Source organism: Nonomuraea sp. NPDC050153 (assembly GCF_044460125.1).
Classification (GTDB): Bacteria; Actinomycetota; Actinomycetes; order Streptosporangiales; family Streptosporangiaceae; genus Nonomuraea.
The window spans coordinates 38,815-61,807 of record NZ_JBITJQ010000013.1; the positions used below are offsets into that span (position 1 = coordinate 38,815).

The 22,993-nt window shown below is 70.2% G+C and carries 19 protein-coding genes; 13 read left to right on the forward strand and 6 right to left on the reverse strand.

Annotated features, from left to right (window positions below):
• The first annotated feature begins 51 nt into the window (after window positions 1-51).
• Window positions 52-717, forward strand: a complete 666-nt coding sequence (locus ACIBQ1_RS29305; RefSeq protein WP_397282503.1) for a sensor domain-containing protein — start codon at window positions 52-54, stop codon at window positions 715-717.
• A 54-nt stretch (window positions 718-771) separates the two neighbouring features.
• Here ACIBQ1_RS29305 and ACIBQ1_RS29310 read toward each other — a convergent pair whose 3' ends face one another.
• Entirely contained in the window at window positions 772-1,575 is an 804-nt protein-coding gene (locus tag ACIBQ1_RS29310) for an SDR family NAD(P)-dependent oxidoreductase (RefSeq protein ID WP_397282504.1), read from the reverse strand.
• Between the two features lie 72 nt (window positions 1,576-1,647).
• Here ACIBQ1_RS29310 and ACIBQ1_RS29315 point away from each other — a divergent pair, with 72 nt between their 5' ends.
• Complete coding sequence (locus tag ACIBQ1_RS29315; protein WP_397282505.1) at window positions 1,648-2,193, forward strand: TetR/AcrR family transcriptional regulator; 546 nt, start codon at window positions 1,648-1,650, stop codon at window positions 2,191-2,193.
• On the opposite strand, the gene ACIBQ1_RS29320 is transcribed toward ACIBQ1_RS29315, so the two are convergent.
• Entirely contained in the window at window positions 2,178-5,846 is a 3,669-nt protein-coding gene (locus tag ACIBQ1_RS29320) for a S8 family peptidase (RefSeq protein ID WP_397282506.1), read from the reverse strand. The genes ACIBQ1_RS29315 and ACIBQ1_RS29320 overlap by 16 nt on opposite strands.
• Window positions 5,847-6,159: 313 nt before the next feature.
• Here ACIBQ1_RS29320 and ACIBQ1_RS29325 point away from each other — a divergent pair, with 313 nt between their 5' ends.
• Window positions 6,160-9,147 carry an alpha-mannosidase gene (locus ACIBQ1_RS29325; protein WP_397282507.1) on the forward strand — a complete coding sequence of 996 codons (2,988 nt, stop codon included), beginning with the start codon at window positions 6,160-6,162 and terminating at the stop codon, window positions 9,145-9,147.
• Here the strand turns inward: ACIBQ1_RS29325 and ACIBQ1_RS29330 are convergent.
• Window positions 9,144-10,316, reverse strand: coding sequence for an ROK family transcriptional regulator (locus ACIBQ1_RS29330; protein ID WP_397282508.1), 1,173 nt, complete (start codon window positions 10,314-10,316; stop codon window positions 9,144-9,146). The genes ACIBQ1_RS29325 and ACIBQ1_RS29330 overlap by 4 nt on opposite strands.
• An 87-nt stretch (window positions 10,317-10,403) precedes the next feature.
• Here ACIBQ1_RS29330 and ACIBQ1_RS29335 point away from each other — a divergent pair, with 87 nt between their 5' ends.
• The 4 genes from ACIBQ1_RS29335 to ACIBQ1_RS29350 are packed head-to-tail and all read left to right on the forward strand — an operon-like array spanning window position 10,404 to window position 14,136.
• Window positions 10,404-11,762: an extracellular solute-binding protein gene (locus tag ACIBQ1_RS29335; RefSeq protein ID WP_397282509.1), complete on the forward strand. Its 1,359-nt coding sequence runs from the start codon at window positions 10,404-10,406 to the stop codon at window positions 11,760-11,762.
• Entirely contained in the window at window positions 11,759-12,673 is a 915-nt protein-coding gene (locus ACIBQ1_RS29340; protein ID WP_397282510.1) for a carbohydrate ABC transporter permease, read from the forward strand. The genes ACIBQ1_RS29335 and ACIBQ1_RS29340 overlap by 4 nt, the downstream gene beginning before the upstream one ends.
• Window positions 12,670-13,491: a carbohydrate ABC transporter permease gene (locus ACIBQ1_RS29345; RefSeq protein ID WP_397282511.1), complete on the forward strand. Its 822-nt coding sequence runs from the start codon at window positions 12,670-12,672 to the stop codon at window positions 13,489-13,491. The genes ACIBQ1_RS29340 and ACIBQ1_RS29345 overlap by 4 nt, the downstream gene beginning before the upstream one ends.
• 39 nt (window positions 13,492-13,530) lie before the next feature.
• Window positions 13,531-14,136: a VOC family protein gene (locus ACIBQ1_RS29350; protein ID WP_397282512.1), complete on the forward strand. Its 606-nt coding sequence runs from the start codon at window positions 13,531-13,533 to the stop codon at window positions 14,134-14,136.
• A 455-nt stretch (window positions 14,137-14,591) separates the two neighbouring features.
• Here ACIBQ1_RS29350 and ACIBQ1_RS29355 read toward each other — a convergent pair whose 3' ends face one another.
• Window positions 14,592-16,256, reverse strand: coding sequence for an endo-1,4-beta-xylanase (locus ACIBQ1_RS29355; RefSeq protein WP_397282513.1), 1,665 nt, complete (start codon window positions 16,254-16,256; stop codon window positions 14,592-14,594).
• A 284-nt stretch (window positions 16,257-16,540) separates the two neighbouring features.
• On the opposite strand from ACIBQ1_RS29355, the gene ACIBQ1_RS29360 reads away from it, so the two are divergent.
• The 4 genes from ACIBQ1_RS29360 (at window position 16,541) to ACIBQ1_RS29375 (ending at window position 20,585) form a co-directional block, all read left to right on the forward strand.
• The gene (locus tag ACIBQ1_RS29360) at window positions 16,541-18,202 is read left to right on the forward strand and encodes a class I adenylate-forming enzyme family protein (RefSeq protein WP_397282514.1); all 1,662 of its coding nucleotides are present in this window, start codon (window positions 16,541-16,543) and stop codon (window positions 18,200-18,202) included.
• 198 nt (window positions 18,203-18,400) lie between these two features.
• Complete coding sequence (locus ACIBQ1_RS29365) at window positions 18,401-18,811, forward strand: hypothetical protein (RefSeq protein WP_397282515.1); 411 nt, start codon at window positions 18,401-18,403, stop codon at window positions 18,809-18,811.
• A gap of 18 nt (window positions 18,812-18,829) precedes the next feature.
• Complete coding sequence (locus tag ACIBQ1_RS29370) at window positions 18,830-19,183, forward strand: nuclear transport factor 2 family protein (protein WP_397282516.1); 354 nt, start codon at window positions 18,830-18,832, stop codon at window positions 19,181-19,183.
• A 112-nt stretch (window positions 19,184-19,295) separates the two neighbouring features.
• On the forward strand, window positions 19,296-20,585 hold the full coding sequence (locus ACIBQ1_RS29375; RefSeq protein ID WP_397282517.1) for an MFS transporter: 1,290 nt from the start codon (window positions 19,296-19,298) through the stop codon (window positions 20,583-20,585).
• A 1-nt stretch (window position 20,586) separates the two neighbouring features.
• On the opposite strand, the gene ACIBQ1_RS29380 is transcribed toward ACIBQ1_RS29375, so the two are convergent.
• The gene (locus tag ACIBQ1_RS29380; RefSeq protein WP_397282518.1) at window positions 20,587-21,327 is read right to left on the reverse strand and encodes a metallophosphoesterase family protein; all 741 of its coding nucleotides are present in this window, start codon (window positions 21,325-21,327) and stop codon (window positions 20,587-20,589) included.
• 86 nt (window positions 21,328-21,413) lie between these two features.
• Between ACIBQ1_RS29380 and ACIBQ1_RS29385 the strand changes: the two genes are divergently transcribed.
• Entirely contained in the window at window positions 21,414-22,022 is a 609-nt protein-coding gene (locus tag ACIBQ1_RS29385) for a Uma2 family endonuclease (protein WP_397282519.1), read from the forward strand.
• Between the two features lie 8 nt (window positions 22,023-22,030).
• On the opposite strand, the gene ACIBQ1_RS29390 is transcribed toward ACIBQ1_RS29385, so the two are convergent.
• On the reverse strand, window positions 22,031-22,264 hold the full coding sequence (locus ACIBQ1_RS29390) for a hypothetical protein (protein ID WP_397282520.1): 234 nt from the start codon (window positions 22,262-22,264) through the stop codon (window positions 22,031-22,033).
• A 78-nt stretch (window positions 22,265-22,342) separates the two neighbouring features.
• Here ACIBQ1_RS29390 and ACIBQ1_RS29395 point away from each other — a divergent pair, with 78 nt between their 5' ends.
• Window positions 22,343-22,963, forward strand: a complete 621-nt coding sequence (locus tag ACIBQ1_RS29395) for a Uma2 family endonuclease (RefSeq protein ID WP_397282522.1) — start codon at window positions 22,343-22,345, stop codon at window positions 22,961-22,963.
• Window positions 22,964-22,993: the final 30 nt, after the last annotated feature.

Consider the following 22,993-nt stretch of genomic DNA (forward strand, 5'->3'; position numbering starts at 1 on the left):
GGCCGCGCGCAGGTTCGATCCGGCCCGGCCCCGGTCCGTAGCGTTCTTCCCATGAGAACCCTCCAGCGCAGACTCGCCACCGACACCCGCTACGCCCTGTTCGGACTCCCCCTGGCCCTCGTCTCCTTCAGCGTCACCGTCGTCGGGGTCTCGGCCGGCCTGGGCGCGGCCGTGGCCTTCGTCGGCCTGCCCGTGCTCGCCGCGACCGCCGCCGCCTCCAGGCACCTGGCCGACCTCGAACGCGTCGCGCTGCCGGGCGTGCTCGGCCACCGCGTCGCCCGTCCGCCGTACACGCCGGTCCCCGAGGGCGCGGGCTGGTTCCGCCGCACGATGAACCCCCTGGCCGGCGGGCAGTCGTGGATGGACCTGCTGCACGGGATCATCGCGTTCCCGTTCGCGCTGGTCTCCTTCGTCCTGACCGCCACGTGGTGGCTCGGGGCCGTCGCCGGCCTGACCTTCCCCATCTACGGCTGGGCGATCGCCCGGATCCCGGGCGTCGGCGACGGCGTGCCCGGGTGGCTCGGGTTCTACGCCGACCCCACGACGTTCGTGATCGCCAACACCGTGGCGGGCGTCCTGTTCGCCCTGACCCTGGTGCCGGTGGTCCGGATGGCCGCCCTGCTCAAGGCGGGCGTGGCGCAGACCCTGCTCACCCGGGCCGCCTTCCCGCAGGAGGCCGCCGTCACCCGGGAGCAGGCTTGGCTCGCCGGCCGGTGAACCGCCCCGTCCCCACGGCCGCCTGCGTCCCGCCCGAGCGCGGACCAGGCGGCCTCAGCCACGTCCGGGGGAGGGCGTGAGGGCGTCGGCGACCTGGCGGGTGACGCGGCGGCCGATGCGGGCCAGAAGCTTGCGCGGGCGGCGCGGCATCAGGTGGGCCAGGCCCAGATTGCCGCGGCCGGGGACGACGTAGCCGCGGTCGCGGTCGAGCGCGCGCAGGGCCGAGGTGACGACCAGCTCGGGGGTGGCGGGCCTGGCGCCGATGGCCGCCTGCCTGGTGCCGATCTTGTCGAAGAACGGGGTCTCGACCGGCCCCGGCGCGACCGCCAGCACCTTCACGCCGCTGCCGCGCAGCTCGCTCCAGAGCGCGAGGCTGAAGTTGAGCACGAACGTCTTGGACGAGGCGTAGGTCGCGAAGTACGGGGCGACGTTGAAGCCGGCCGTGGAGCCCACGTTCAGCACGCCGCCGCAGCCGCGGGCGAGCATGCCCGGCAGGAACGCGTGCGTCAGCCCCACCAGCGCGACGACGTTGACCATGAGCTCCTCGTGCTCGCGCTCCGGCGCGATCTGCGCGAAGTGCCCGGCCGTGCCGAAGCCGGCGTTGTTGACGAGCAGCTCGACGGCGATCCCGCGGGCGGCCACCTCCCCGGCGACGCGCGTGGCCGCGTCGGGGGCGGACAGGTCCTGGACGAGGACCTCGGCCCGGACCCCGTGGGCCTGGCGCAGCGCGGCGGCGAGGGTTTCGAGCGCGGGGCCGGACCTGGCGACCAGCACCAGATCGTGCCCGCGGGCGGCCAGCTGACGCGCGAACTCGGCGCCGATCCCGGAGGAGGCGCCGGTGACAAGTGCGTAAGTCATGAGTTAGAAAGTAGCAGTTTCTAGTGAATCTGCAACTTTTTGTCTCACATATTTGGCTGTAGCGTCTCCTCCATGGGAAGACTGCGGGCTGACGCCGAGCGCAGCATGCGCGCGATCATGGCGGCGGCGGAAGACGTGCTCAGCGCCAATCCGGTGGCCACGATGGAGCAGGTCGCCGAGGCGGCGGGCGTGGCCAGGGCCACCGTCCACCGCAGGTTCGCCAGCCGGGAGGCGCTGATCGAGGCCATGGAGGTGGCCGCGTGGCGGGAGATCCAGGAGGCCGTGCACACCGCCCGCCCGCACACCGCGCCCGCCCAGGTGGCGCTCCATCAGGCCACGGCCAACATCCTGCGGATCAAGCCCGGCTGGCGGTTCACGCTGGCCCGCCAGGTGCCGCTCAGCAAGCAGGCGCAGGAGGTGCGGGCCGAGGTGATGGAGCTGTGCGAGGCGGTGTTCGGCAAGCTGCTGGACCCGGGCGCCGACCTCGTCTGGGCCCGGCAGGTCTATCTCGCGCTGCTGGGGGAGGCCGCGCACGGCTCTCCCCCAGGCTCCGATCCCGACACGCTGGCCACGAGGGTGATCGACACCCTCCTGCACGGCGTTCAGCGCACCGCGTAGGCGCGGATCACCTCCTGCGACAGGGTGTTGCCGTTGACGTCGGAGGCCTTCAGCCGCAGCGAGACGAAGCCGGACGGCGATGCCGCCGCCGGGTGGCCGAGCGTCGTCTCGTAGGCCCGATCGCCCTTGTCACGCAGGCGGGCCGGCTTCCAGGTGGCGCCGTCGTCGTACGAGACCTCCAGCGAGAGGTCCTTGACCGCGCTCTGCGGCGCGCCCTCCTGGTGGTAGAGCGACAGGCCGAGCCGGTGCGACCTGGCCTGGTTCTTCAGGTCCACGGGCGCGTCGAAGGAGGCCAGCAGCAGCGGGACCACCGTCGTCTCCGTGGTGTGCTCCGAGCCGAACGTCCACACCGCCCGCGTGCGGGTGGACAGCCTGGCCCACTCGGCCTCGTTGGCGACGTCGTACTCGATCCGGTACGTGCCCGGCTCCGGCGGGAGCATCCCCGACCCCGAGGGCAGGTAGTTCGTCTGCAGCAGCAGCTTGTCGCCCTGGTAGAGCCGGAAGTCGGTCTTCAGGCCGTGCTCGAACATGCTGGTGTAGGCGTCGCCGTAGTTGCGGTCGGCGTCCACGAAGCCCTGCATCGAGATGCGCAGCCGGTCGCCGTCCCGGCGCAGCGGGTTGCGCGGGTTGACGCCGGGCAGCAGCGGCTGCTTGAGCAGCGTCCGGTTGACCCGCTCCCCCACCTCGTAGGGGCGGAACTCCGGCGACGACAGCAGGACGCGCGGCGTGTCCGGGTGCGGCCACATGTTGTTGTAGGACCGTTCTGGGCTGCCCGCCGACGTGCTCCACTTCAGCTCGGGGTCGGGGGTGACGTAGTCCGTACGGGTGCGCGGCGTCTTGGCCAGGGGGAGGTTCGTGGAGATGGACGAGGTGTCCCACGGCTCGAAGACGAACCTGGCCTCGTTCATCGTCACGTCGTCGGCCAGCTGGCTGTGGTAGCCGGTCTCGATCCTGGCCAGCGACCTCGTCCTGACCACGTAGGTGAGCGAGTCGCGCACCCGGCCCTTCTCGCGCAGGTACAGGTCGTACACGTACGGGCTGGCGACGACGCCCTTGGCCAGGATCGGCACGGGCAGCCGGCGCAGCCGCTCGACCAGCTTCAGCCCCTCCTCGTGCGTCAGGCGCACGGTCGGGACGGCGAGCTTGACCTTGTTGCCACCGGTGGTGACGTCGGCCCCCGGCCGGTCGCTGTAGACGGCCACCAGCTTCGCCCCGGCGGCCGCGGCGGCGTTGGACTGGGTGGAGACGGGCACGCCGTCGGTGCGGCGGATGACGGCGAGCTTGCCGCGCAGGTCGCGGGCCTTGATCTCCTCGGCGCCGCCCCGGCCCGCGTCCACGGCCATGAGCAGCTTGGTGCCGTCCAGGCGCGGATACTCGGTGGAGAAGTCGCTGAACTGGACCGGGTCGACGTACTGCGGCTCCAGGTCCAGGCCGGGCGTGGACAGCTCGATCTCGGGGGCCGCCAGCCGCCAGCGGGTGGCGACGATGAAGGTGCCCTTGGTGACCTTCCTGGTGGGCTGGACGAACAGCCGCTCCTCGATCTGCCCGCCGGGCGAGATGGTGGTGCCGCCGCGCAACGCGGTGCCCTCCTCGCTGGAGCGGTACCACATGAGGGCCCCGGCGGCGCCGGTGTTCCGCTTGGTCCTGTGGTCGGGCGTCTCGATCTTCACCTCGACCGCCTTGCGGGCGTCCAGCACGACCTCGGTGTTCTCCGTGATCTTCATTTCCGGGTCGCCGAGCAGGCTCTCGTTGAGCGGCTTGCCGCCGGCGGTGCTGTCCTGCGTGGCGGGCATGGTGAAGATGTGGCCGAGCACGGAATAGGTGCCGGGCTTGACCAGCAGGCAGGTGCCGGTGCCGTACTTCTGGTCGGTGCAGGGCTGGGTCGCGTCGCCGGGCAGCAGGCGGCCGACCAGGGTGCCTTCGTCCAGGTTGAGCACGGTGAACCCGCCGCGGCCGGTGCGGCCGTCCCGGGCGATGCCCCGTACGCGTAGCTCGACCCGCTTGTCGTCGACACTGGCGCTCAGCAGCGTGCGGACCGGGCTGCCGCCCGCGACGGCGGCCGTCAGCTCCTGGCGCACCAGCCCGCTCTCGGCCGCCTTGGCCGTGACCCGCGCCTCGGCCGTCCCGCCCGCGGGCACGGTGAGCTTGGACGGCTCCACGGTGAACGCGTCGCCGGCCGACAGGTCCAGCTCGGCGGGCGTCTGGCCGAGGTTGTGGTAGCCCACGGTGAGGCTCTTCCGCTCGCCGGTGGTGAGCCTGCCGAAGCTCGCCGAGCCCGTCGAGGCCACGACCGAGCCCTTGAGCGCGGCGGCCACGTCGACGCGGCCCGCGCCCTGCGCGTCCACGGGGATGTCCCGTCCCGGCCTGGCGGCGGTCATGAGCAGCGACTTGAGCTCGTTCGCGGCGATCCCCGGGCGGGCCTGGCGCAGCAGCGCCGCCGCGCCAGCGACGTGCGGGGTGGCCATCGAGGTGCCGGACAGCGTGAGGCTGCCGCCGCCCGCCTTGGCGGCGGTGATGTCCACTCCTGGGGCGGTGACGTCGGGCTTGACGGACAGGTCGGCCGTGATCGGGCCCCTGCTGGAGAAGGGCGCCAGCGCGTCCTTCTTGTCCACCGCGCCGACGGTCAGCGCCTCGGGGGCGTCGCCCGGGGCGCCCACGCACCGGTCGCAGCCGTCGTTGCCGGCGGCGACCACGAACAGCGTGCCGTACTGCTTGCTGAGCTGCGTCACCGCCGCGGTGAGCGGGCCGCCGGGCTCGCGGCTGCCCAGGCTCATGTTGACGACCTCGGCGTGCTTCTCGCCGGCCGCCCACTCCATGCCGTCGATGATCCACGACAGCCGGCCGTAGCCGTCGGCGTCGAGCACGCGGCCGTTGAGCAGCCGCGCGCCGGGCGCGACGCCCTTGCCGACGCCGCCCGTGCCCGTGCCCGTGCCCGTGCCCGTGCCCGCGATGGTGCCGGCGACGTGCGTGCCGTGCCCGTGGGGGTCGCCGGTGACGCTCTGGCCGGTGAAGTCGCGCTGGTCCGCGACCTTGCCCGCGAGGTCGGCGTGCGCGGCGTCCACGCCGGTGTCCAGGACGGCCACGGTCGTGCCGGTGCCGTCGTACCCGGCCGCCCACGCCTCGGGGGCGCCGATCTGCGGCACGCTCTGTTCCAGGTCCGGCTTCACCTTGCGGTCGAGCCAGATCTTCCGCACCCCCGCCAGTGGGCCCGCGGCCCGGAGGGCCGGGGTGGCCAGCTTGGCCAGTTCCGCCCCGAACGCCGCGGCGTCCCGCGTGGCCACCGACACGCCCGCGCCGCCGATGCTCTCCAGCGTGCGGGTCTGCCTGACGGCGGGGACGGCGGCCCTGGCGCCGTTGCCCTCGTAGGTGAGGATGAGCGGGATGGCGCCCCCGCCGTAACCCTGCTCGGCCAGCTCGGTGACGTCGAACAGCGCGGTGTCGAGCCGGTCGGGCACCAAGGCGGCGACGTCGTCGGGGATGACCGTCATGCCGGTGTCGGTCTCCAGCACCTGGAACGTCGGCACCGAGCCGTCCGCCCGCGGCGCCGGGGTGACCGTGACCGCGCGGTGCTCGCCGTCCACGGCCCGTACCCGCACCTGGTCACCGGTGATCAGGGTGATCTCGCCGCCGGCCGGGGCGCTCGTGAACGCCATCGGCGCTCCGGCCGCTTCGGCGCCCGCGTGGGCGCCGGGTGCCGAGACTAACGATGCGACCATGACCATGGAGACGGCCGCAACCCGCCATCGCCCCATGGACGACCTCCAGAGAATCGGTAAGCACGAATACCGAATTCCTAGCCATCCGGATGGGCGTTGTCCATGGCATTGGTGTGGCTAGATCCGGACTTGTCGGGAATCCGCCACCGCTGCCGAGTGCGGCGGCTGGTCGCGTGCATTGCCGGGCGCGATCCGGTTGCTTAACGTGCTAAAGGCTGATCTTTCGACTTTCCGTGGGGAGCCGCCTGACATGCACGATGACCGCAACCTGGTCGAGGCCCGCCTGCGGCGGGTGCTGGACGAGCGCATCCGCCCGGCCGTCTATCCCGAGTCCGTCCCGCTGGAGGTGGCCGTCTGGCACGCGCCCGGCGAGCCCGTGCCGGTCGCGGAGGGGATCGCGGCGACGCCCGAGCCGATCGCGCCCGGCACCGCGTGGGGTGCGCCATGGGGCACGAGCTGGTTCACGGTCACCGGCACGGTCCCCGCCGCGTGGGCGGGCAGGACCGTGGAGGCCATCCTCGACCTGGGCTTCGACGAGAACATGCCGGGCTTTCAGAGCGAGGGCCTGGTCTACCGCCCCGACGGCTCGCCGGTGAAGGGGCTCAACCCGCGCAACCAGTGGGTACGCGTCGGCTCCCCCGTCGAGGGCGGCGAGCGGGTGCGCCTGCACGTCGAGGCCGCCTCCAACCCCGTCATCCTCGGCCATCCGCCGTTCCGGCCGACGCGCCTGGGCGACAAGGAGACGGCCGGCGGCGACCCGCTGTACCGGCTGGCCCGCATGGACCTGGCCGTCTTCGACGAGACCGTGTGGCAGCTCGTGATGGACCTGGAGGTGCTGGGCGAGCTGATGCAGGAGCTGCCCGCCGACGGCACCCGCCGCTGGGAGCTGCTGCGGGCCCTGGAGCGCGCGCTGGACGCCGTCGATCTCCAGGACGTCAACGGCACGGCGGCCGCCGCCCGGGCCGAGCTGACCGGCGTGCTGTCGTCCCCGGCGGTGCCCTCGGCGCACCGGATCAGCGCCGTCGGCCACGCCCACATCGACTCGGCCTGGCTGTGGCCGCTGCGCGAGACCGTGCGCAAGGTGGCCCGCACCGCCGCGAACATGACCGCGCTCCTGGAGGACGAGCCGGACTTCGTGTTCGCGATGTCGCAGGCGCAGCAGTGGGCGTGGATCAAGGAGCACCGCCCCGAGGTGTGGGCGAAGGTGACCAAGGCGGTGGCCACGGGCCGGTTCGTCCCGGCGGGCGGCATGTGGGTGGAGTCCGACACGAACATGCCCGGCTCCGAGGCGATGGCCCGGCAGTTCGTGCACGGCAAGCGGTTCTTCATCGACGAGTTCGGCGTCGACAACGAGGAGGTGTGGCTGCCGGACACGTTCGGGTTCGCGGCGGGGCTGCCGCAGATCATCAAGGCGGCCGGGTCGAAGCGGCTGCTCACGCAGAAGATCTCGTGGAGCCAGACGAACACGTTCCCGCACCACACGTTCCTGTGGGAGGGCATCGACGGGACGCGGATCTTCACGCACTTCCCGCCGGTGGACACCTACAACTGCTCGATGACCGGCCACCAGCTGGCGCACGCGGCCCGCAACTTCAAGGACAAGGGCCTCGCGCGGCACTCGCTCGCGCCGACGGGCTGGGGCGACGGGGGCGGCGGCACGACGCGCGAGATGGTCGCCAAGGCGGCCAGAGTGCGCGACCTGGAGGGCTCGCCCGCGGTCACGTGGGAGCCGCCCGCCGACTTCTTCGCCAAGGCCGAGGCCGAGTACCCGAACCCGCCGGTCTGGGTGGGCGAGCTCTACCTGGAGCTGCACCGCGCGACGCTCACCAGCCAGGCCAAGACCAAGCAGGGCAACCGGCGCAGCGAGTCCCTGCTGAGGGAGGCCGAGCTGTGGGCGGCGACCGCGGCGGTGCGCACCGGCGCGGCCTACCCGTACGAGCGGCTCGACCGGATCTGGAAGACGGTGCTGCTGCACCAGTTCCACGACATCCTGCCCGGCTCGTCGATCGCGTGGGTGCACCGGGAGGCGCGCAGGACGTACAAGGCGGTGGCCGCGGAGCTGAACGAGATCATCGACACCGCGCAGCGCGCCCTGGCCGGCGACGGCGATCGTACGGTGGTCTTCAACGGTGCCCCGCACAGCCGCCACGGCGTGCCCGGAGGAGGCGCGAAGGCCGTCTCCGGCGTGCGGTGGACGGAGGTGCGCGACCGCGACGGCGGCGGCTTCGTCCTGGAGAACGACCTGCTCAGGGTGGAGGTCGACGCCCGCGGTCTGGTGGTGTCCGCCTACGACCTGACGGCGGGCAGGGAGAGCGTCCCGCCCGGCCGGGCGGCGAACCTCCTCCAGCTCCACCCCGACTTCCCCAACAAGTGGGACGCCTGGGACGTGGACGAGTTCTACCGCAACACGGTCACCGACCTGACGGACGCGGACGAGGTGAGCCTCGACGGCGACGGGGTCCGCGTCCGGCGCTCGTTCGGGTCGTCCACGGTGACGCAGGTGCTCACGCTGGCCGGCGGGCGGCTCGACATCCTGACCGAGGTCGACTGGCACGAGACGGAGAAGTTCCTCAAGCTGGCCTTCCCGCTGGACGTGCGCGCCGACCGGTACGCCTCCGAGAGCCAGTACGGCCACGCCTACCGAGCCACGCACACCAACACCAGCTGGGAGGCGGCCAAGTTCGAGGCGTGCAACCACCGCTTCGTGCACGTGGAGGAGCCCGGCTGGGGCGTCGCGCTGGTCAACGACTCGACCTACGGCCACGACGTCACCCGGGCCGTGCGCCCGGACTCGGGCACGACCACCACCGTGCGCGTCTCGCTGCTGCGCGCCCCGCGCTTCCCCGACCCCGAGACCGACCAGGGCGTGCACCGTTTCCGGCACGCGCTCGTGCCGGGCGCGACGATCGGCGACGCAGTGCGCGAGGGCTACTTCATCAACCTGCCAGAGCGGCCGGTGACCGGCGCGGCGGCGGAGGTGGAGCCGCTGGTCACGGTGGACGACGACGCCGTGGTGGTGACCGCGGTCAAGCTGGCCGACGACGGGAGCGGCGACGTGATCGTACGCTTCCACGAGTCGAGGGGCGGCCGGGCCCGCGCCACGCTGACGCCGGGCTTCCCGGTCGCCGAGGTCGTCGCCACCGACCTGCTGGAGCGCCCCACGGGCGCGCCGGGGCAGGGCCTGTCGGTGTCGCTGCGCCCGTTCGAGCTGGTCACGCTCCGGCTGAGGCGTGCCTAGTCGCTGAGGAGGGTGCCCAGGCGGGGCGCGTAGGTGGCGTGGAAGACCAGTGAGGCCGCGCCGATCGCGGCGGCGTCGGCCGCGATCGGCGAGGTCTCCACGCGGACGGCGTGCAGCCGCCGGGCCAGCGTCCTGGTCGACACGGCCCGCGCGATCACCTCGCGGTAGAGCTCCCCCACCTCCCTGAGCGCGGGCCCGCCGAGCACGAGCAGGTCGATGTCCAGCATGTTCACCACGCTCACGGCGGCGTCGGCCAGCCGGTCCGCCACCCGTTCGATCACCCGCCGCGCCTCGGGCTCCCCCTTGGCGGCGGCCGCGCAGACGGCGCCGTGGGAGGCGCGCCCGCCCATGGCGGCCTCGATGGCGCTCGGGCAGCAGACCGCCTCCACGCAGCCCCGGTTGCCGCAGTAGCATTCGGGGCCGTCGGGCTCGACCGTGATGTGCCCGAACTCGGCCGCGTTCAGCGACCGCCCCCGATACACCTGGTTATCCAGAAATATCCCGCCACCGATGCCCGTCCCCAAGTACAGGTAGGCGAAGCTCGGCGTGGTCCGCGCGATCCCGGCCCACCGCTCCCCGATCGCCGCCGCGGTGGCGTCGTTGTCCACGGTCACCGGGAACCGCGTGTGCTCGCGCAGCAGCGCCTTGATCGGCACCTGGTCCCATTCGGGCAGCCTGGGCGGCGACACCATCACCCCGTTCGCGTCCAGCGGCCCCGGGCAGGCCAGCCCCACCCCGAGGACCTTGCCGTCCGCCACCCCCGCCTCCCGCAGGATCCGCCGCGCGGCCCTGGCCATCCGCCGGACCACCGCCTCGGGCGCGAGGCCGGGCCGTACGGGCAGGCGCAGCGACTCGACCGGCCGCCCGGCCAGGTCGGCCAGCACGCACGAGATCTCCTTGGGGTCGAAGTGCACCCCGATCGCGTAGCCGGCGTCCGGGGCCACGCGCAGGATCGTCCGCGGCTTGCCCCCGCCCGACGGCACGGACCCGTCCTCGACGACGAGCCCGTCCTCCAGCAGCCTGCGTACGATCACGGACACGGTCTGCGCGGTCAGCAGGGTGCGGGCGGCGATCTGCACCCGGCTGATGCCGTCGGACGCCTGGATCGCCTCCAGGACCACGGCCCGGTTGTAGCTCCCCACCTTGGGCAGGTTCGTGCCCACTCGCATGTGAGCCATGTCACCACAGAGTGTTGACTTAGTAAATCAAAAAGATTTACGTTCTCCGCAAACCCAAGGAAACATGGGGAGCACGTGATGAGACGTACGCTGGCCGGTTCCCTCCTTCTCCTCCTGACAGCCGTCGCCGGGTGCGGCGGCGGCACCCCGCAGAACACTTCAGGCGCCAAGGAACTCGAGGTCCTCTACAAGGTCGAGCCGACGTGGCCGTACCTGGAGAAGATGCTCGGCAACGCCAAGAAGCAGTACGAGGCCGCCCACCCCGGCGTCACGATCAAGCTCACGCCCGTCCAGGGCAACAACGAGGCGTACTACACGAAGCTGGCGCTGCTCAACCGCTCCCCCGACTCGGCTCCCGACCTCTACTACCACGACACGTTCCAGGTCAACGCGGACGTCGCGGCCGGCAAGCTGGCCCCGCTCGACGACTACCTGGCCAAGTGGCCCGACTGGAGCACCCAGTTCCCCGACTCGGTCAAGCAGGCCGCCAAGGGCGGCGACGGCAAGATCTATGGCGTGCCGATCAGCACGGACACGCGCGGCCTCTGGTACCAGAAGGACGTCTTCGCCAAGGCCGGCCTGCCGGTGCCGTGGGAGCCGAAGACCTGGAACGACGTGCTGACGGCGGCCCGCACGATCAAGCAGAAGCTGCCCGGCGTCGTCCCGTTCAGCATGTACGCCACGAAGATCCACGGCGAGGCGGCGACCATGCAGGGCTTCGAGATGCTCCTGTACGGCACCCCCGGCGGCACCCTGTACGACGACGCGCAGAAGAAGTGGGTGGCCGGCGGCAAGAACTTCGCCGACGCCCTGACCTTCGTCAACACCGTTTTCCGGGAGGAGCTGGGCCCGAAGCAGGCCGACGCCCACAACCCCAAGCTCGGCGACAAGGTGACCATGGAATGGTTCCCCGCCGCCAAGCTCGGCATCTCCCTCGACGGGGCCTGGGCGAGCTCGGCCTGGAAGCCGACCGGCACCAAGCCGTGGCCCGAGTGGACGCAGAAGATCGGCTGGACGCCCATGCCGACGCAGAACGGCGAGACGCCCGGCGCGATCAGCATGTCGGGCGGCTGGGTCATGGCGATGAGCGCGTACACCAAGCACAAGCAGGAGGCGTTCGACTTCATCACGACGGCCACGAACAAGGAGAACTCGATGGCCTACTCGGTCGGCACGGGTGACCTGGCCCCCCGCAAGGACGTGGCCACCGACCCGAAGTACAGCGCCGACAACCCGAGCGTCAAGTTCTGGACCGACCTGGCCTCCGTCACCCGCTACCGGCCCGCGTACGAGGTGTACCCGAAGGTCTCCGCCCAGGTCCAGGAGGCCATGGAGGCGGTCGTGACCGGCTCGCAGACCCCTGAGGAGGCCGCCGCGAGCTACGCCAAGGCGCTCCCGGCCGCGGTCGGCGGCCCCGACAAGGTCCTGGCGCGATGACGATCGTGACGGCCCCGCCCCCGCCCGTGACGAGCCGCCCGGTACGCGGCTCGGCACGGCGGGGCGCCATGCGCCGGCTCCTTCCCCTGGGCCCCGCCCTGGTCCTGCTCGCGCTCTTCCTGGCGGGGCCGATCCTGTGGAGCCTCTACATAGCCTTCACCAACGAGACGTTGACGGGCTCGGCCTCGGTTCACTCGCAGTTCGTGGGCCTGGCCAATTTCGTCAAGCTGTTCGGCGACCCGAACTTCCTGAACTCGTTCCTCCTGACGTTCGTCTTCGTCATCGGCTCGGCGGTCATCGGCCAGAACACGCTGGGCCTGATCATCGCCCTCCTCCAGCGCGGCCGCGGCCGGGTGACGCGCAGCGTCGTCAACGGCGTGGTGATCGCCGCCTGGGTGGTGCCGGAGGTCGTGGCCGCGGCCTGCTGGTACTCGTTCCTGGCCGAGGAGGGCACGCTCAACACGGTCCTGGGCATCTCCCAGGAGTGGCTCTACACGGCCCCCATGCTGGCGGTGATCCTGGCCAACATCTGGCGCGGCACGGCCTTCTCCATGCTCGTCTACTCGGCCGCGCTCTCGGAGGTGCCCGCCGACCTGGTCGAGGCCGCCGCCGTGGACGGCGCCGGGCCCGGCCGCCGGCTCCTCCACATCACGCTGCCGCTGATCCGCCGCTCCATCATGGCCAACCTCATGCTGATCACGTTGCAGACCCTGGCCAGCTTCGGCCTCATCTACGCCCTGACGGGCGGCGGGCCCGGCACGGCCAGCCAGACGACGCCGCTGTACATGTACGAGCAGGCGTTCCGCTATTTCGAGATCGGCTACGGCTCGGCGATCGCGCTGGTCATGCTGGTCATCGGGGCGCTGTTCTCCCTGATCTACCTGCGCCTGATCAAGGTGGAGGACGCATGACGAGGCTCGCCGCCCGCGCCGCCGCCCTGCTCTCGCTGGGGCTCATCACCCTGGCCTTCCTGGGCCCGTTCCTCTGGGTCCTGCTCGCCTCCGTCCAGTCCGAGGCGAGCCTGGCCGCCAAGCCGACGCTCTCCTTCTCCCTGGACAACTTCAAGTCCGTCCTGACCTGGGACACGATCATCCTGCCCCTGATCAACTCGATCGTCATCTCGGGATCGACGGCGGTGCTGACGGTCCTGGTGGCGGGGCTGGCCGCCTACCCGCTGTCGCGCTACCAGCTCCGCTACCGCCGCCACTTCATGCTGACCCTGCTGTTCACCACGGGCCTGCCGGTGACGGCGATCCTCGTGCCGGTCTACGCCATGTTCTTCCGCTTCAACCTGTACGGCTCCGTGCCGGCCATGGTGCTCTTCCTGACGGCGAGCTCGCTGCCGTTCTCGATCTGGATGATGAAGAACTTCATGGACGGGGTGCCGGTGAACCTGGAGGAGGCCGCCTGGGTGGACGGGGCCGGCTGGTTCCGCTCGCTGACGGCGGTGGTGGGCCCGCTGATGGCCCCGGGGATCGCCGTGGTGGCCATCTTCGTCTTCGTCGGCCAGTGGGGGAACTTCTTCGCCCCCTTCGTCCTGCTGGACACCCCGGAGAAGCAGCCGGCGGCGGTCACGATCTTCACGTTCTTCTCGCAGTACGGCCAAGTGGCCTATGGCCAGCTGGCCGCTTTCTCGATTCTCTACACGGCGCCGGCGGTGCTCCTCTACGTGGCCGTCAACAAATACCTGGCCAGTTCCTTCAGCTTCGCCGGATCGGTGAAAGGCTGACGGCTTACCAGAAGTAGTTGAAAGGCGTACCGTTGACGCATGGCTGCGACCCCGGACACGGTGCACTGGCGCGGCGTGCACCACCTTGCCCTGGTGACCCCGGACATGGACGCCACCGTGCGATTCTGGCACGGCGTGCTCGACGCCCGCCTCGTCACCACCCTCGCCATTCCCGCGTTCAAGCACTACTTCTTCGAGGTGGCCCCGGGTAACACCGTCGCCTTCTTCGAGTACACCGACCAGCCGCTCGACAGCTTCGCCAAACCCGCCGGCGTGCCATACCCCAAGGCGGCGCAGTTCGACCACCTGTCGCTGCACCTGCCGGACGAGGACGCGCTCAACCGGCTGCGCGACCGGCTCAAGGCGCACGGCTGCGAGGTCACCGACGTCATCGACCACGGGTTCCTGCGGTCCATCTACTTCAGCGACCCGAACGGGATCGCGATGGAGGCCTCCTGGTGGACCGTCGATCCGACCGGCCGGCCGGTGGACTACTCCGACGAGCGCCTGTTCGCCGACCCCGACCCGGTGCCCGCCGTACGGGAGTTGCGGGAGGAGGGGCGGCTGCGCCGCACGGTCGCCACGCGCCTGGTGGACGGCATCGTCGAGGACCTCAGGCGCGAGGGGATCACGCTGGATCCGTGAGCTTCACCAAGGCATCACATGGGGAAGGTCGACTCGTGACCCGCCCCACGTTAGCCTGACCTCAGTTCGCATGTATTGCCACTACATGCGGCAGCCGTTTAGTCGATCATGGCTGTGGTAGCGCCGATCGCTATGACAACGGCGGCAAGTATCACGAGAAACCGTACGGTCCGGGGTGTTGACTTGATCGCATCCCGGACTATGCGTCCGAGCTCTTGCACGATCGTGGTCCCAAAGCCCGATGGATCGCACATCGCAGGTTTCACCTCCTCCCCAAATCGGGCCCCTGACCTGCACCGTCCCTCCTTTCTCAATCTTGGTTCCACGGTGCATGAGGGTCTCCCAATGTGCAAGTAGGCTTCACCTGGATCTCTGAGAGTGAAAGTAAATTTCAGTCCACGGGCGCGCCACGACCTGCCGGTCGGAGAACCGGCAGGTCGTGAAAGCTTTGGACCTTATGCGCAGGTATAGCCGGAAGGTGTCTGCGTGTTGCCGCTCGGCCGGCTGACCTGGAAGCCGAAGGTGGTGCCGGCGTTCGGGGCCAGGTTGCCGTTGTAGCCGAGGTTCTTGGCGGTGACGGTCTGCCCGCTGACGGTGAGGGTCGCGTTCCACGAGCCGGTCAGCGTGTGCCCGGCGGGCAGGGTGAAGGTGACGGTCCAGCCGGTGATCGCGGAGGTCCCGGTGTTGGTGACGGTCACGGGCTGGACGACGTACCCGGTGGCCCACTGGGTCTGCACGGTCCCGGCGGCCGTGCAGCCACCGCCGCCCGGGCCGGCCGTGGTGGTGAAGGTGCCCAGGGCGGAGTTCGCCGAGACGTTCCCGGCTCCGTCACGTGCCCGGACGTACACCTGGTACTGGGTCGAGGGGCTGAGCCCGGTGAGCGAGATCGAGTTGGTCGTGGACTGGCCGAGGAGCTGGTCGCTCGCGCCCTGCTCGCGGTAGACGTCGTACCCGGCCAGCCCGCTCCCGCCGCTGTCGGTGGAGGCGGTCCAGGTGAGCGCGGCCGAGTTCGAGGTGACGCCGCTCGCCGAGGGCGTGCCCGGCGCGGTCGGCGGGGTGGGGTCGGTGGTCGAGCCGCCGGCCAGCGCGTCGTGCACGGCGGTGTACGACGGCTTCTGCTGGTAGCTCTCGTTGTAGATCAGGGCCGCGCCCTGCCCGGAGAACGTGTCGGGCACCCAGGAGTACTTGTCGGTGAAGCCCCAGATCGTCACGCCGGCGCACGCGGTCACCGCCAGGCAGGCGTTGACGACGTTGCGGTAGTAGGTGGCCTGCGTGGCGTCCTTGGTGGCGTCCCTCGGCATCACCATGCGCACGTCCAGCTCGGTGATGCGGACCTGGACGCCGAGGGCGGCGAAGCGCTGGAGGTTCTGCTGGAAGTCGTTCGGGAAGCCGTACTGGATCGCGAGGTGCGTCTGGAAGCCCACGCAGTCGACGGGCACGCCCTGCTGGCGCAGCGACGAGACCAGGTTGTAGATCGCGGTGCTCTTGGCGTTGATCCCCTCGGTGTTGTAGTCGTTGATGCACAGCCGCGCGTCGGAGTCGGCGGCGCGGGCGGCCCTGAAGGCGTCGGCGATGTAGCTCTGGCCCAGCGTGTTGTACCAGAACGAGGTGCGCAGGTTGCCGCTGTCGTCGAAGACCTCGTTGACCACGTCCCAGGAGACCACTGCCGAGTTGTTCGCGTAGTGGCCGACGACCTGGCTGATGTGGTTCTGCATGGCACTGCGCATGGCGGTGGCGCTCAGACCCTGCACCCAGCCCGGGGTCTGGTTGTGCCAGACGAGCGTGTGGCCGTGGACCTGCTGGTTGTTCTGGGTGGCGAAGTTGACGATGGCGTCGGCGCCGGAGAAGTTGAACTGGCCCTGGCTGGGCTCGGTCGAGTCCCACTTCATCGCGTTCTCGGCGGTGACCTGGCTGAACTCGGTGGCGGCGATGTTGCGGTACGCGGTCTCGCCGGCGAGCGGGCCGGTGGCGAGCGCCGCCCCGATGAACTTGCCCTTGGCCGCCGCGTGGGTGCGTAACGGCGCGGAGGCGTGGGCCGGGCCGGCCGGCAGGAGGAAGGCTGCGAGCATCCCCGCGAGGGCGAGGAGGGCTCTGACGGGCGAGGACGAATGCACGGACATCTACCTCCGGAGGCAGGCACTCGATTCCGAAAGCTTTCGATCCCTGACGGATCGCACCGCAGACGGTATTGACATGCGAGATGAGGGTCAATGCCGACCCGGAGCGGCCACTAAACCAGCAGCTTAACAGCAGAAACTATCGGAAGAATAATGAAACTTTCATGAATCGACCGCGCCCGGCGCCGGGCCGGATGGGGCCGTTTCTGCTGCTCTAGCGCAACGTACCTACCGGTCGGTACTGTGATTTATCCAGAATAATCGTCCACCATCCGGGAGTTCGGCGTATGTCCCCTTCGCATGCCCAGGTCGTGGCCCAGCTCACCGGACCCGGCCAGCTGTTCGAGATCGAGGAGATCGGCGACACCGGGATACGCACCTGGAAGCACGCGCCCACCCACTTCCGGGCGCTGCTGGAGATGAGCCGCTACCACGGCGAGAAGGTCTTCCTCGTGTACGAGGACGAGCACATCACGTTCGAGGACCATTTCCGCCGCGCCGCCACCCTCGCCAACCGCCTGGTCGAGGAGTACGGGGTGCGAAAGGGCGACCGGGTGGGCGTGGCCATGCGCAACTACCCCGAATGGGTGGTCTCCCTGTCGGCCGCGCTGGCGGCGGGGGCCGTCGCCGTACCGCTCAACGCCTGGTGGACGGAGGCCGAGCTGGCCTACGGCGTGCGGGACTCCGGCGCCAAGGTGCTGATCGCGGACGGCGAGCGCGCCGCCCGCCTCGCCTCGACGGGCCTCCCGCTGATCGTCGCCCGGGGCGAGGTCCCGGATGGCGCGCGCGGCTTCGACGACGTGCTGGGCGAGGTCGCCGCCGACGTCACGCTCCCCGCCGTCGAGCTGGCCCCGGAGGACCCCGCCACGATCTTCTACACCTCCGGCACCACCGGCAGCCCCAAGGGGGCGCTGGGCAGCCACCGCAACCTCGGCCAGTCCCCCATGACCGTCGCCTTCGGCCTCATGCGAGCGGTGGCCATGGCGGGCAAGGACGTCGCCGCCGCGGCGGGCACCCGCCGGATCACGCTCCTGACCGTCCCCCTGTTCCACGTCACGGGCTGCTTCTCCGCCCTGACCACCACGATGTTCGCCGGCGGCGGCCTCGTGCTCATGTACAAGTGGGACCCCGAGCAGGCGCTGCGCCTGATCGAGCGGGAGCGCGTGACCGCCATGATCGGCGTGCCCACGAACGCCTGGCAGCTCATGTCCCACCCCGACTTCGGCAAGTACGACCTGTCGTCCCTGACCACCCTCGGGTACGGCGGCGCCCCCGCCCCGCCCAAGCTGCTGGAGCGCATCACCCGGAACCTCCCCAACCGCGCCCCCTCCAACGGTTACGGCATGACCGAGACGACCGCCCTGGCCGTCGGCAACGGCGGCGCCGACTACCACGCCAAGCCCGACAGCATCGGCCTGCCCTCGCCCGTCGTGGACGTGCGCGTGGTCGACCCCATGGGCGCCGAACTGCCGCCCGGCGAGGTGGGCGAGCTGTGCGTACGCGGCCCGAACGTCATCCTGGGCTACTGGCAGAAGCCGGAGGCGACGGCCGAGACGTTCGTCAACGGCTGGCTGCACACCGGCGACCTGGCCAAGATCGACGAAGAGGGCTTCGTCTACATCGTGGACCGGGCCAAGGACATGGTGATCAGGGGCGGCGAGAACGTCTACTGCGCGGAGGTCGAGGCGGCCCTGTTCGAGCACCCGGCGGTCGACGACGCGGCGGTGATCGGGGTGCCGCACGACGAGCTCGGCGAGGAGGTCGGCGCGGTCATCCGCCTGGCTCCCGGCACCTCGGTCGCCACCGAGGACCTCCAGTCGTTCCTCAAGGACCGGATCGCCAAGTTCAAGATCCCGGCGCACATCTGGTTCCGGGAGGGCGAGCTGCCGCGCAACCCCGGCGGCAAGATCCTCAAGACCCACCTGCGCAGGGAGATCCTGGGCGCGTAACCCCCTCCTTCCCGGCCTCCCTGCGCCTGGCGCCGGGAGGCCTTCGCGTGCCGGGTGACCACCGTCACACTATGACCATCACCGCAGGTGGAACGGGCTTTCGGCGGGTCCCTTTACGTGACGGGTAATCGCGGCCCCTACGTCGCGGCTGGCATCTTTCAGGTGTCGCGAAGAAACCGCCACCAAGGGAGCCCGACGATGAGCACCGCCCTGACCGTCACCGCCGACCGGATGAAGTTCCTGCGCCTCGCGCTGGCCGCCGACGCTGTCGTCACCGGCGGCAACGGGCTGATCTACCTCGCCTTCGCCGGCCCCGTGAGCGACCTGCTCGGCCCCGGTGCGGGCCTGCTGCGCGGCATCGGCGCCTTCCTGCTGGTGTACGGCGCCGCCGTCGGCCTCCTCGCCGGCCGCCGCGCCATCAGCCCGGCCGCCACCAGGGCCGTGATCGCCCTGAACATCGCCTGGACCCTCGGCAGCGTCGCCGCCGTCGTCACCGGCGCGGCCGGCCTCACCACGATCGGCGCCGTCTGGACCATCGCCCAGGCCCTGGTGGTCGGCGTGTTCGCCGAACTCCAGATCGTCGGCCTCCGCAAGACCCGCAACAACTGACAGACCAAAGGAATGACCATGAACCTCATCGAGCGCTACATCGGCGCCTGGAACGAGACCGACGCCGACGCCCGCGCCAAGGCCGTGGCCGAGCTGTGGACCGAGGACGGCACCTACACCGACCCCCTGGCCGACGTGACGGGCCACGAGGCAATCGCCGCGGTGATCGCGAGCGCCCAGGGCATGTTCCCCGGCCTGGTGTTCACCCCGGGCGAGGTGTACGACGCCCACCACCACATCGCCCGCTTCACCTGGCACCTGGGCCCGGAGGGCGGGGAGCCGGTCGCGATCGGGTTCGACGTGGTGGAGCTGGCCGAAGACGGGCGGATCCGCACGGTCCTCGGCTTCCTGGACCAGGTGCCCGCCGCCTGACTCTTCCCCTGGCAAGGCCCTCGCCGGCTCCCCGGCGGGGGCCTTCCGCCTGCCTCCATCAGGCGTAAAACGGTTTGCCCCGATCATCACCCAAGACGGAAAATTGACGCTCGTGCCCACTGGACTGAAGCGCCTCCTGCGTCACATCGCCGTCGACGTGAGTCCCCTGCGCGACTCCCGCGACTATCGCCTGCTCTTCACCTCCGGCGTCATCACGATGTTCGGGACGTTCATCACCATGGTCGCGGTGCCGTACCAGATGAAGGAGCTGACCGGCTCCTACCTGGCGGTCGGCCTGGTGAGCCTGGCGGAGTTCGTCCCGATGGTGGTGTGCGGCCTGTGGGGCGGGGCAATCGCCGACGCGCTCGACCGCCGCAAGATCATCGTCCTGAGCGAGCTGGGCCTGCTGGTCACCACGGGCGTGCTCATGGTCAACGCGATGCTCCCCGACCCCCAGGTCTGGGTCCTGTACGTGATGGGCGCCGCCTCCACGGGCATCTCCTGCCTGCAGCGGCCCAGCCTGGAGGCCGTGTTCCAGCAGGTGGTCAAGCACGAGCAGCAGGGCGCGGCGGCGGTGCTGTCGAGCATGCGCTGGAACTTCGGCGCCATCGTCGCCCCGGCGCTGGGCGGCCTGCTGGTGACCTCCTTCGGCCCGGCGGCGGCGTACGGCGTCGACACGCTGAGCTTCGTGGTGTCGCTGGTGCTGCTGTGGCGGATCCGGTCGCTGCCGCCGGCCGAGGACGCCGCCCCCGCGTCGCTGAGGACCCTGGTCGAAGGCATGCGGTACGCGGTGGGCCGCCCTGACCTGGTGGGCACGTACCTGGTGGACATCGCGGCCATGGTGTTCGCGATGGCCACGTCGCTCTTCCCGTTCCTGGCCGACGAGCTGCATACCCCGCAGGCGCTGGGGCTGCTGTACTCGGCGGGGGCGGTGGGCGCGCTGGCCGCCTCGATCACGGGTGGCTGGGCGGCCCGCGTGCACCGCCAGGGCCTGGGCGTGATCGTCGCGGCCGCCCTCTGGGGCGTGGCGGTGGCCTCGTCGGCGCTGGCGCCCAATGTCTGGGTGGTGTTCGTCTGCATCGCCTTCGCGGGCGCGGCCGACATGGTCAGCGGCATCTTCCGCATGACGATGTGGAACCAGACGATCCCGCCGGAGCTGCGCGGGCGGCTGGCCGGGATCGAGCTCCTGTCGTACGCGTCCGGCCCGATGCTGGGCAACGCCCGCGCCAGCCTGATGGCCAACTTCGGCGGCACCCGCTTCTCCCTCGGGGCGGGCGGCCTGCTGTGCGTGGCCGCCGTGCTCGGCCTGGCCGCCGCACTGCCGAAATTCCGCCGGTACGACGCCAGGACGGACGAACACGCCCTGGCGGAGAAGGCCCGCAGGGAGGCCACCGCGGTCTAGCTCACCGGTTTTCCGCCTTGGCGAACGCCCGCAGCGCCTCGGCGTCGGAGTAGACGTTCGTCACGTAGTCCGCCACCCACTCCTCGATCCCGTCGAACCCGCTCTCCCGCACCAGCCGCTCCCCCACCCGGGCGGCGTCGAGCGGGGTCCGGCGCAGGGTCACGGCCCCGGTGTCGCCGTCGAGCAGCGCCCAGTGCGCCCCGCCGCGCCCGTACGGCATGCCGACCGACCCCGGGTTCACGACCAGCACCCGGTCGGCCAGCCGCACGAAGGGCATGTGCGTGTTGCCCAGCACCACGGTGCCGGCGTCCTCCCCGGCCAGCACCTCGGCCCACCGCTCCAGCGAGCTGTCGACGAGGATCATCTCCTCGTCGCTGCGCGGCGTCGCGTGCACGAACAACGTGGTCCCCAGCCGCCCCAGCTCGACCACCTGCCGATCGGGCAGCCCGGCCAGCAGCTCGACCTGATCGTCCCGCAACCGCTCGGCCGCCCACTGGCTCACGGGATAGGGGCTGGCCTTCCCGCGAGCCGCCTCCACCAGCTCCCTGTCGGCGTTCCCGTTGACCCACAGGGCCCGCTCACCGAGCGAGACGAGCACGTCCAGCGTCCGCACCGGCATCGGCCCGGCGGCCACGTCCCCGGTCAACACGATCACATCGGCCCCGGCCACCTCGGGCTCACCCAGCACGGCTTCGAGCGCGGGCAACACTCCATGAATGTCGGACAACACGGCGATACGCATACATCCACTCTCCTCCACCATGGGCTGAGTGCTGCGTATTCAGGCATTCACAAGGCGTGAGCTCGTGAAATTGCTAGCGTTGGATCATGACGGCCGAAGCGGTAGCCCAAGAGAGGACGAGGCGTCCCTCGCTGCCAGACTGGGTGTTTCCACCATCGGGAGGGTTCGTCGCGGAAGACCTCGATCGCATTCCGGATCTGCCTGCGCACACACAGTTGATTGATGGAAGCTTGGTCTTCGTGAGACCCCAAGGATCCTTCCACATGCGCGTCGTCTCGCTCCTTGAGAACGAACTGCGCCGCGCGGCCCCGCAAGACCTTCGCGTGCGACGCGAGATGACCATCATTCTCGGCCCCACCCAGCGCCCGGAGCCCGACCTGATCGTGATCAAGGCCAAGGCCGCGCGCGACGACGACGAGACCTTCTACAAGGCGCAAGATGTGGTCTTCGCGATAGAAGTCGTCACTCCCGCATCCGAAGGGCGCGATCGTCACCGCAAACCGCAACTCTACGCCGAAGCCGCGATCCAACACTTCTGGCGGATCGAGAAGAACGCGGACAAGCCCGTGGTCTATGCCTACGAGCTGGATCCCGCGACCAGCTCCTATGCCCTCATCGGCATCCACCGCGAGTGCGTCAAGGTGACCGTCCCCTTCGATCTGGCCATCGACCTCACCGAGATCGACCGGCTCTGAGCCCGGGCTCAGCCCGCCTCGCGCCACCCTTCGTAACGCTCCACCAGGTCGTCCACCTTGGCCAGCGCACCTTCGTCCAGCCCCTCGACGACGACCAGCCACTGCGCGTCCTCGGCGTCGTCCTCCCCGGCCAGCGTCTCCCGCACCACCCGCGGCACCCCGAGCGCCGGAAACCATTCCCCGAGCGTCTCCGCGACCTCCTCGGCGTCATCCCGCTCGGCGAACACCAGCAGCTGCCTCATCGTCCTCTCACCTTCATCTTCATGAGCGTATGCAGTCGTTTACGTGGCGTGAGCACAATAGATTGGTAGCGTTGGGTTATGACTGCGACTGCCGAAGCGGTGATCGTTACGATGACACCTCCCTCGCTGCCTAACTGGCCCGTTCCGCCACCAGAGGGCTTCGTAGCAGAAGATCTCGATCACATTCCGGATTTGCCTGCGCACACAGAGTTGATTGATGGAAGCTTGGTCTTCGTGAGTCCGCAGCGAGAGTTCCATCACACGGTCATCTTCCGGCTGCATGTCGAGCTAGAGGGCCTCGTGCCGGAAGGGCACGAGGTATTCCAGGAGATGAGCGTCAAGCTAGCCCCCCGACAGCGTCCAGAGCCTGACCTCATCGTCCTGAAGCCCAACACGACGATCGACCGCGACATCACGTGTTTCCAGGCTGAGGACGTGGTCCTTGCTGTAGAAGTGGTCTCACCCGACTCAGAGGTGCGCGACAGAAAGCGTAAGCCCGTCCTTTACGCAGAGGCGGGGATCCCTCATTTCTGGCTGATCGAGGAGATCAACGGTCAGCCGGTCGTCCACGTCTACGCGCTCGACCCTGTCACCGGGTCCTACGTCACCACCGGCGTCCACTACGACAGCCTGAAGATCCCGGTCCCCTTCGACATCGACATCGACCTCACCAAGCTGCTCAAGGGCAGAACGCGATAGGGGCCGAAACGGCGGCGTCCCACCGTACCG

Bases quoted from the DNA above. Each gene is read 5' to 3' on its own strand.
- ACIBQ1_RS29305 (WP_397282503.1), top strand. From the start codon at position 52: ATGAGAACCCTCCAGCGCAGACTCGCCACCGACACCCGCTACGCCCTG.
- ACIBQ1_RS29310 (WP_397282504.1), bottom strand. From the start codon at position 1,575: ATGACTTACGCACTTGTCACCGGCGCCTCCTCCGGGATCGGCGCCGAG.
- ACIBQ1_RS29315 (WP_397282505.1), top strand. From the start codon at position 1,648: ATGGGAAGACTGCGGGCTGACGCCGAGCGCAGCATGCGCGCGATCATG.
- ACIBQ1_RS29320 (WP_397282506.1), bottom strand. From the start codon at position 5,846: ATGGCGTTCACGAGCGCCCCGGCCGGCGGCGAGATCACCCTGATCACC.
- ACIBQ1_RS29325 (WP_397282507.1), top strand. From the start codon at position 6,160: ATGCACGATGACCGCAACCTGGTCGAGGCCCGCCTGCGGCGGGTGCTG.
- ACIBQ1_RS29330 (WP_397282508.1), bottom strand. From the start codon at position 10,316: ATGCGAGTGGGCACGAACCTGCCCAAGGTGGGGAGCTACAACCGGGCC.
- ACIBQ1_RS29335 (WP_397282509.1), top strand. From the start codon at position 10,404: ATGAGACGTACGCTGGCCGGTTCCCTCCTTCTCCTCCTGACAGCCGTC.
- ACIBQ1_RS29340 (WP_397282510.1), top strand. From the start codon at position 11,759: ATGACGATCGTGACGGCCCCGCCCCCGCCCGTGACGAGCCGCCCGGTA.
- ACIBQ1_RS29345 (WP_397282511.1), top strand. From the start codon at position 12,670: ATGACGAGGCTCGCCGCCCGCGCCGCCGCCCTGCTCTCGCTGGGGCTC.
- ACIBQ1_RS29350 (WP_397282512.1), top strand. From the start codon at position 13,531: ATGGCTGCGACCCCGGACACGGTGCACTGGCGCGGCGTGCACCACCTT.
- ACIBQ1_RS29355 (WP_397282513.1), bottom strand. From the start codon at position 16,256: ATGTCCGTGCATTCGTCCTCGCCCGTCAGAGCCCTCCTCGCCCTCGCG.
- ACIBQ1_RS29360 (WP_397282514.1), top strand. From the start codon at position 16,541: ATGTCCCCTTCGCATGCCCAGGTCGTGGCCCAGCTCACCGGACCCGGC.
- ACIBQ1_RS29365 (WP_397282515.1), top strand. From the start codon at position 18,401: ATGAGCACCGCCCTGACCGTCACCGCCGACCGGATGAAGTTCCTGCGC.
- ACIBQ1_RS29370 (WP_397282516.1), top strand. From the start codon at position 18,830: ATGAACCTCATCGAGCGCTACATCGGCGCCTGGAACGAGACCGACGCC.
- ACIBQ1_RS29380 (WP_397282518.1), bottom strand. From the start codon at position 21,327: ATGCGTATCGCCGTGTTGTCCGACATTCATGGAGTGTTGCCCGCGCTC.
- ACIBQ1_RS29385 (WP_397282519.1), top strand. From the start codon at position 21,414: ATGACGGCCGAAGCGGTAGCCCAAGAGAGGACGAGGCGTCCCTCGCTG.
- ACIBQ1_RS29390 (WP_397282520.1), bottom strand. From the start codon at position 22,264: ATGAGGCAGCTGCTGGTGTTCGCCGAGCGGGATGACGCCGAGGAGGTC.
- ACIBQ1_RS29395 (WP_397282522.1), top strand. From the start codon at position 22,343: ATGACTGCGACTGCCGAAGCGGTGATCGTTACGATGACACCTCCCTCG.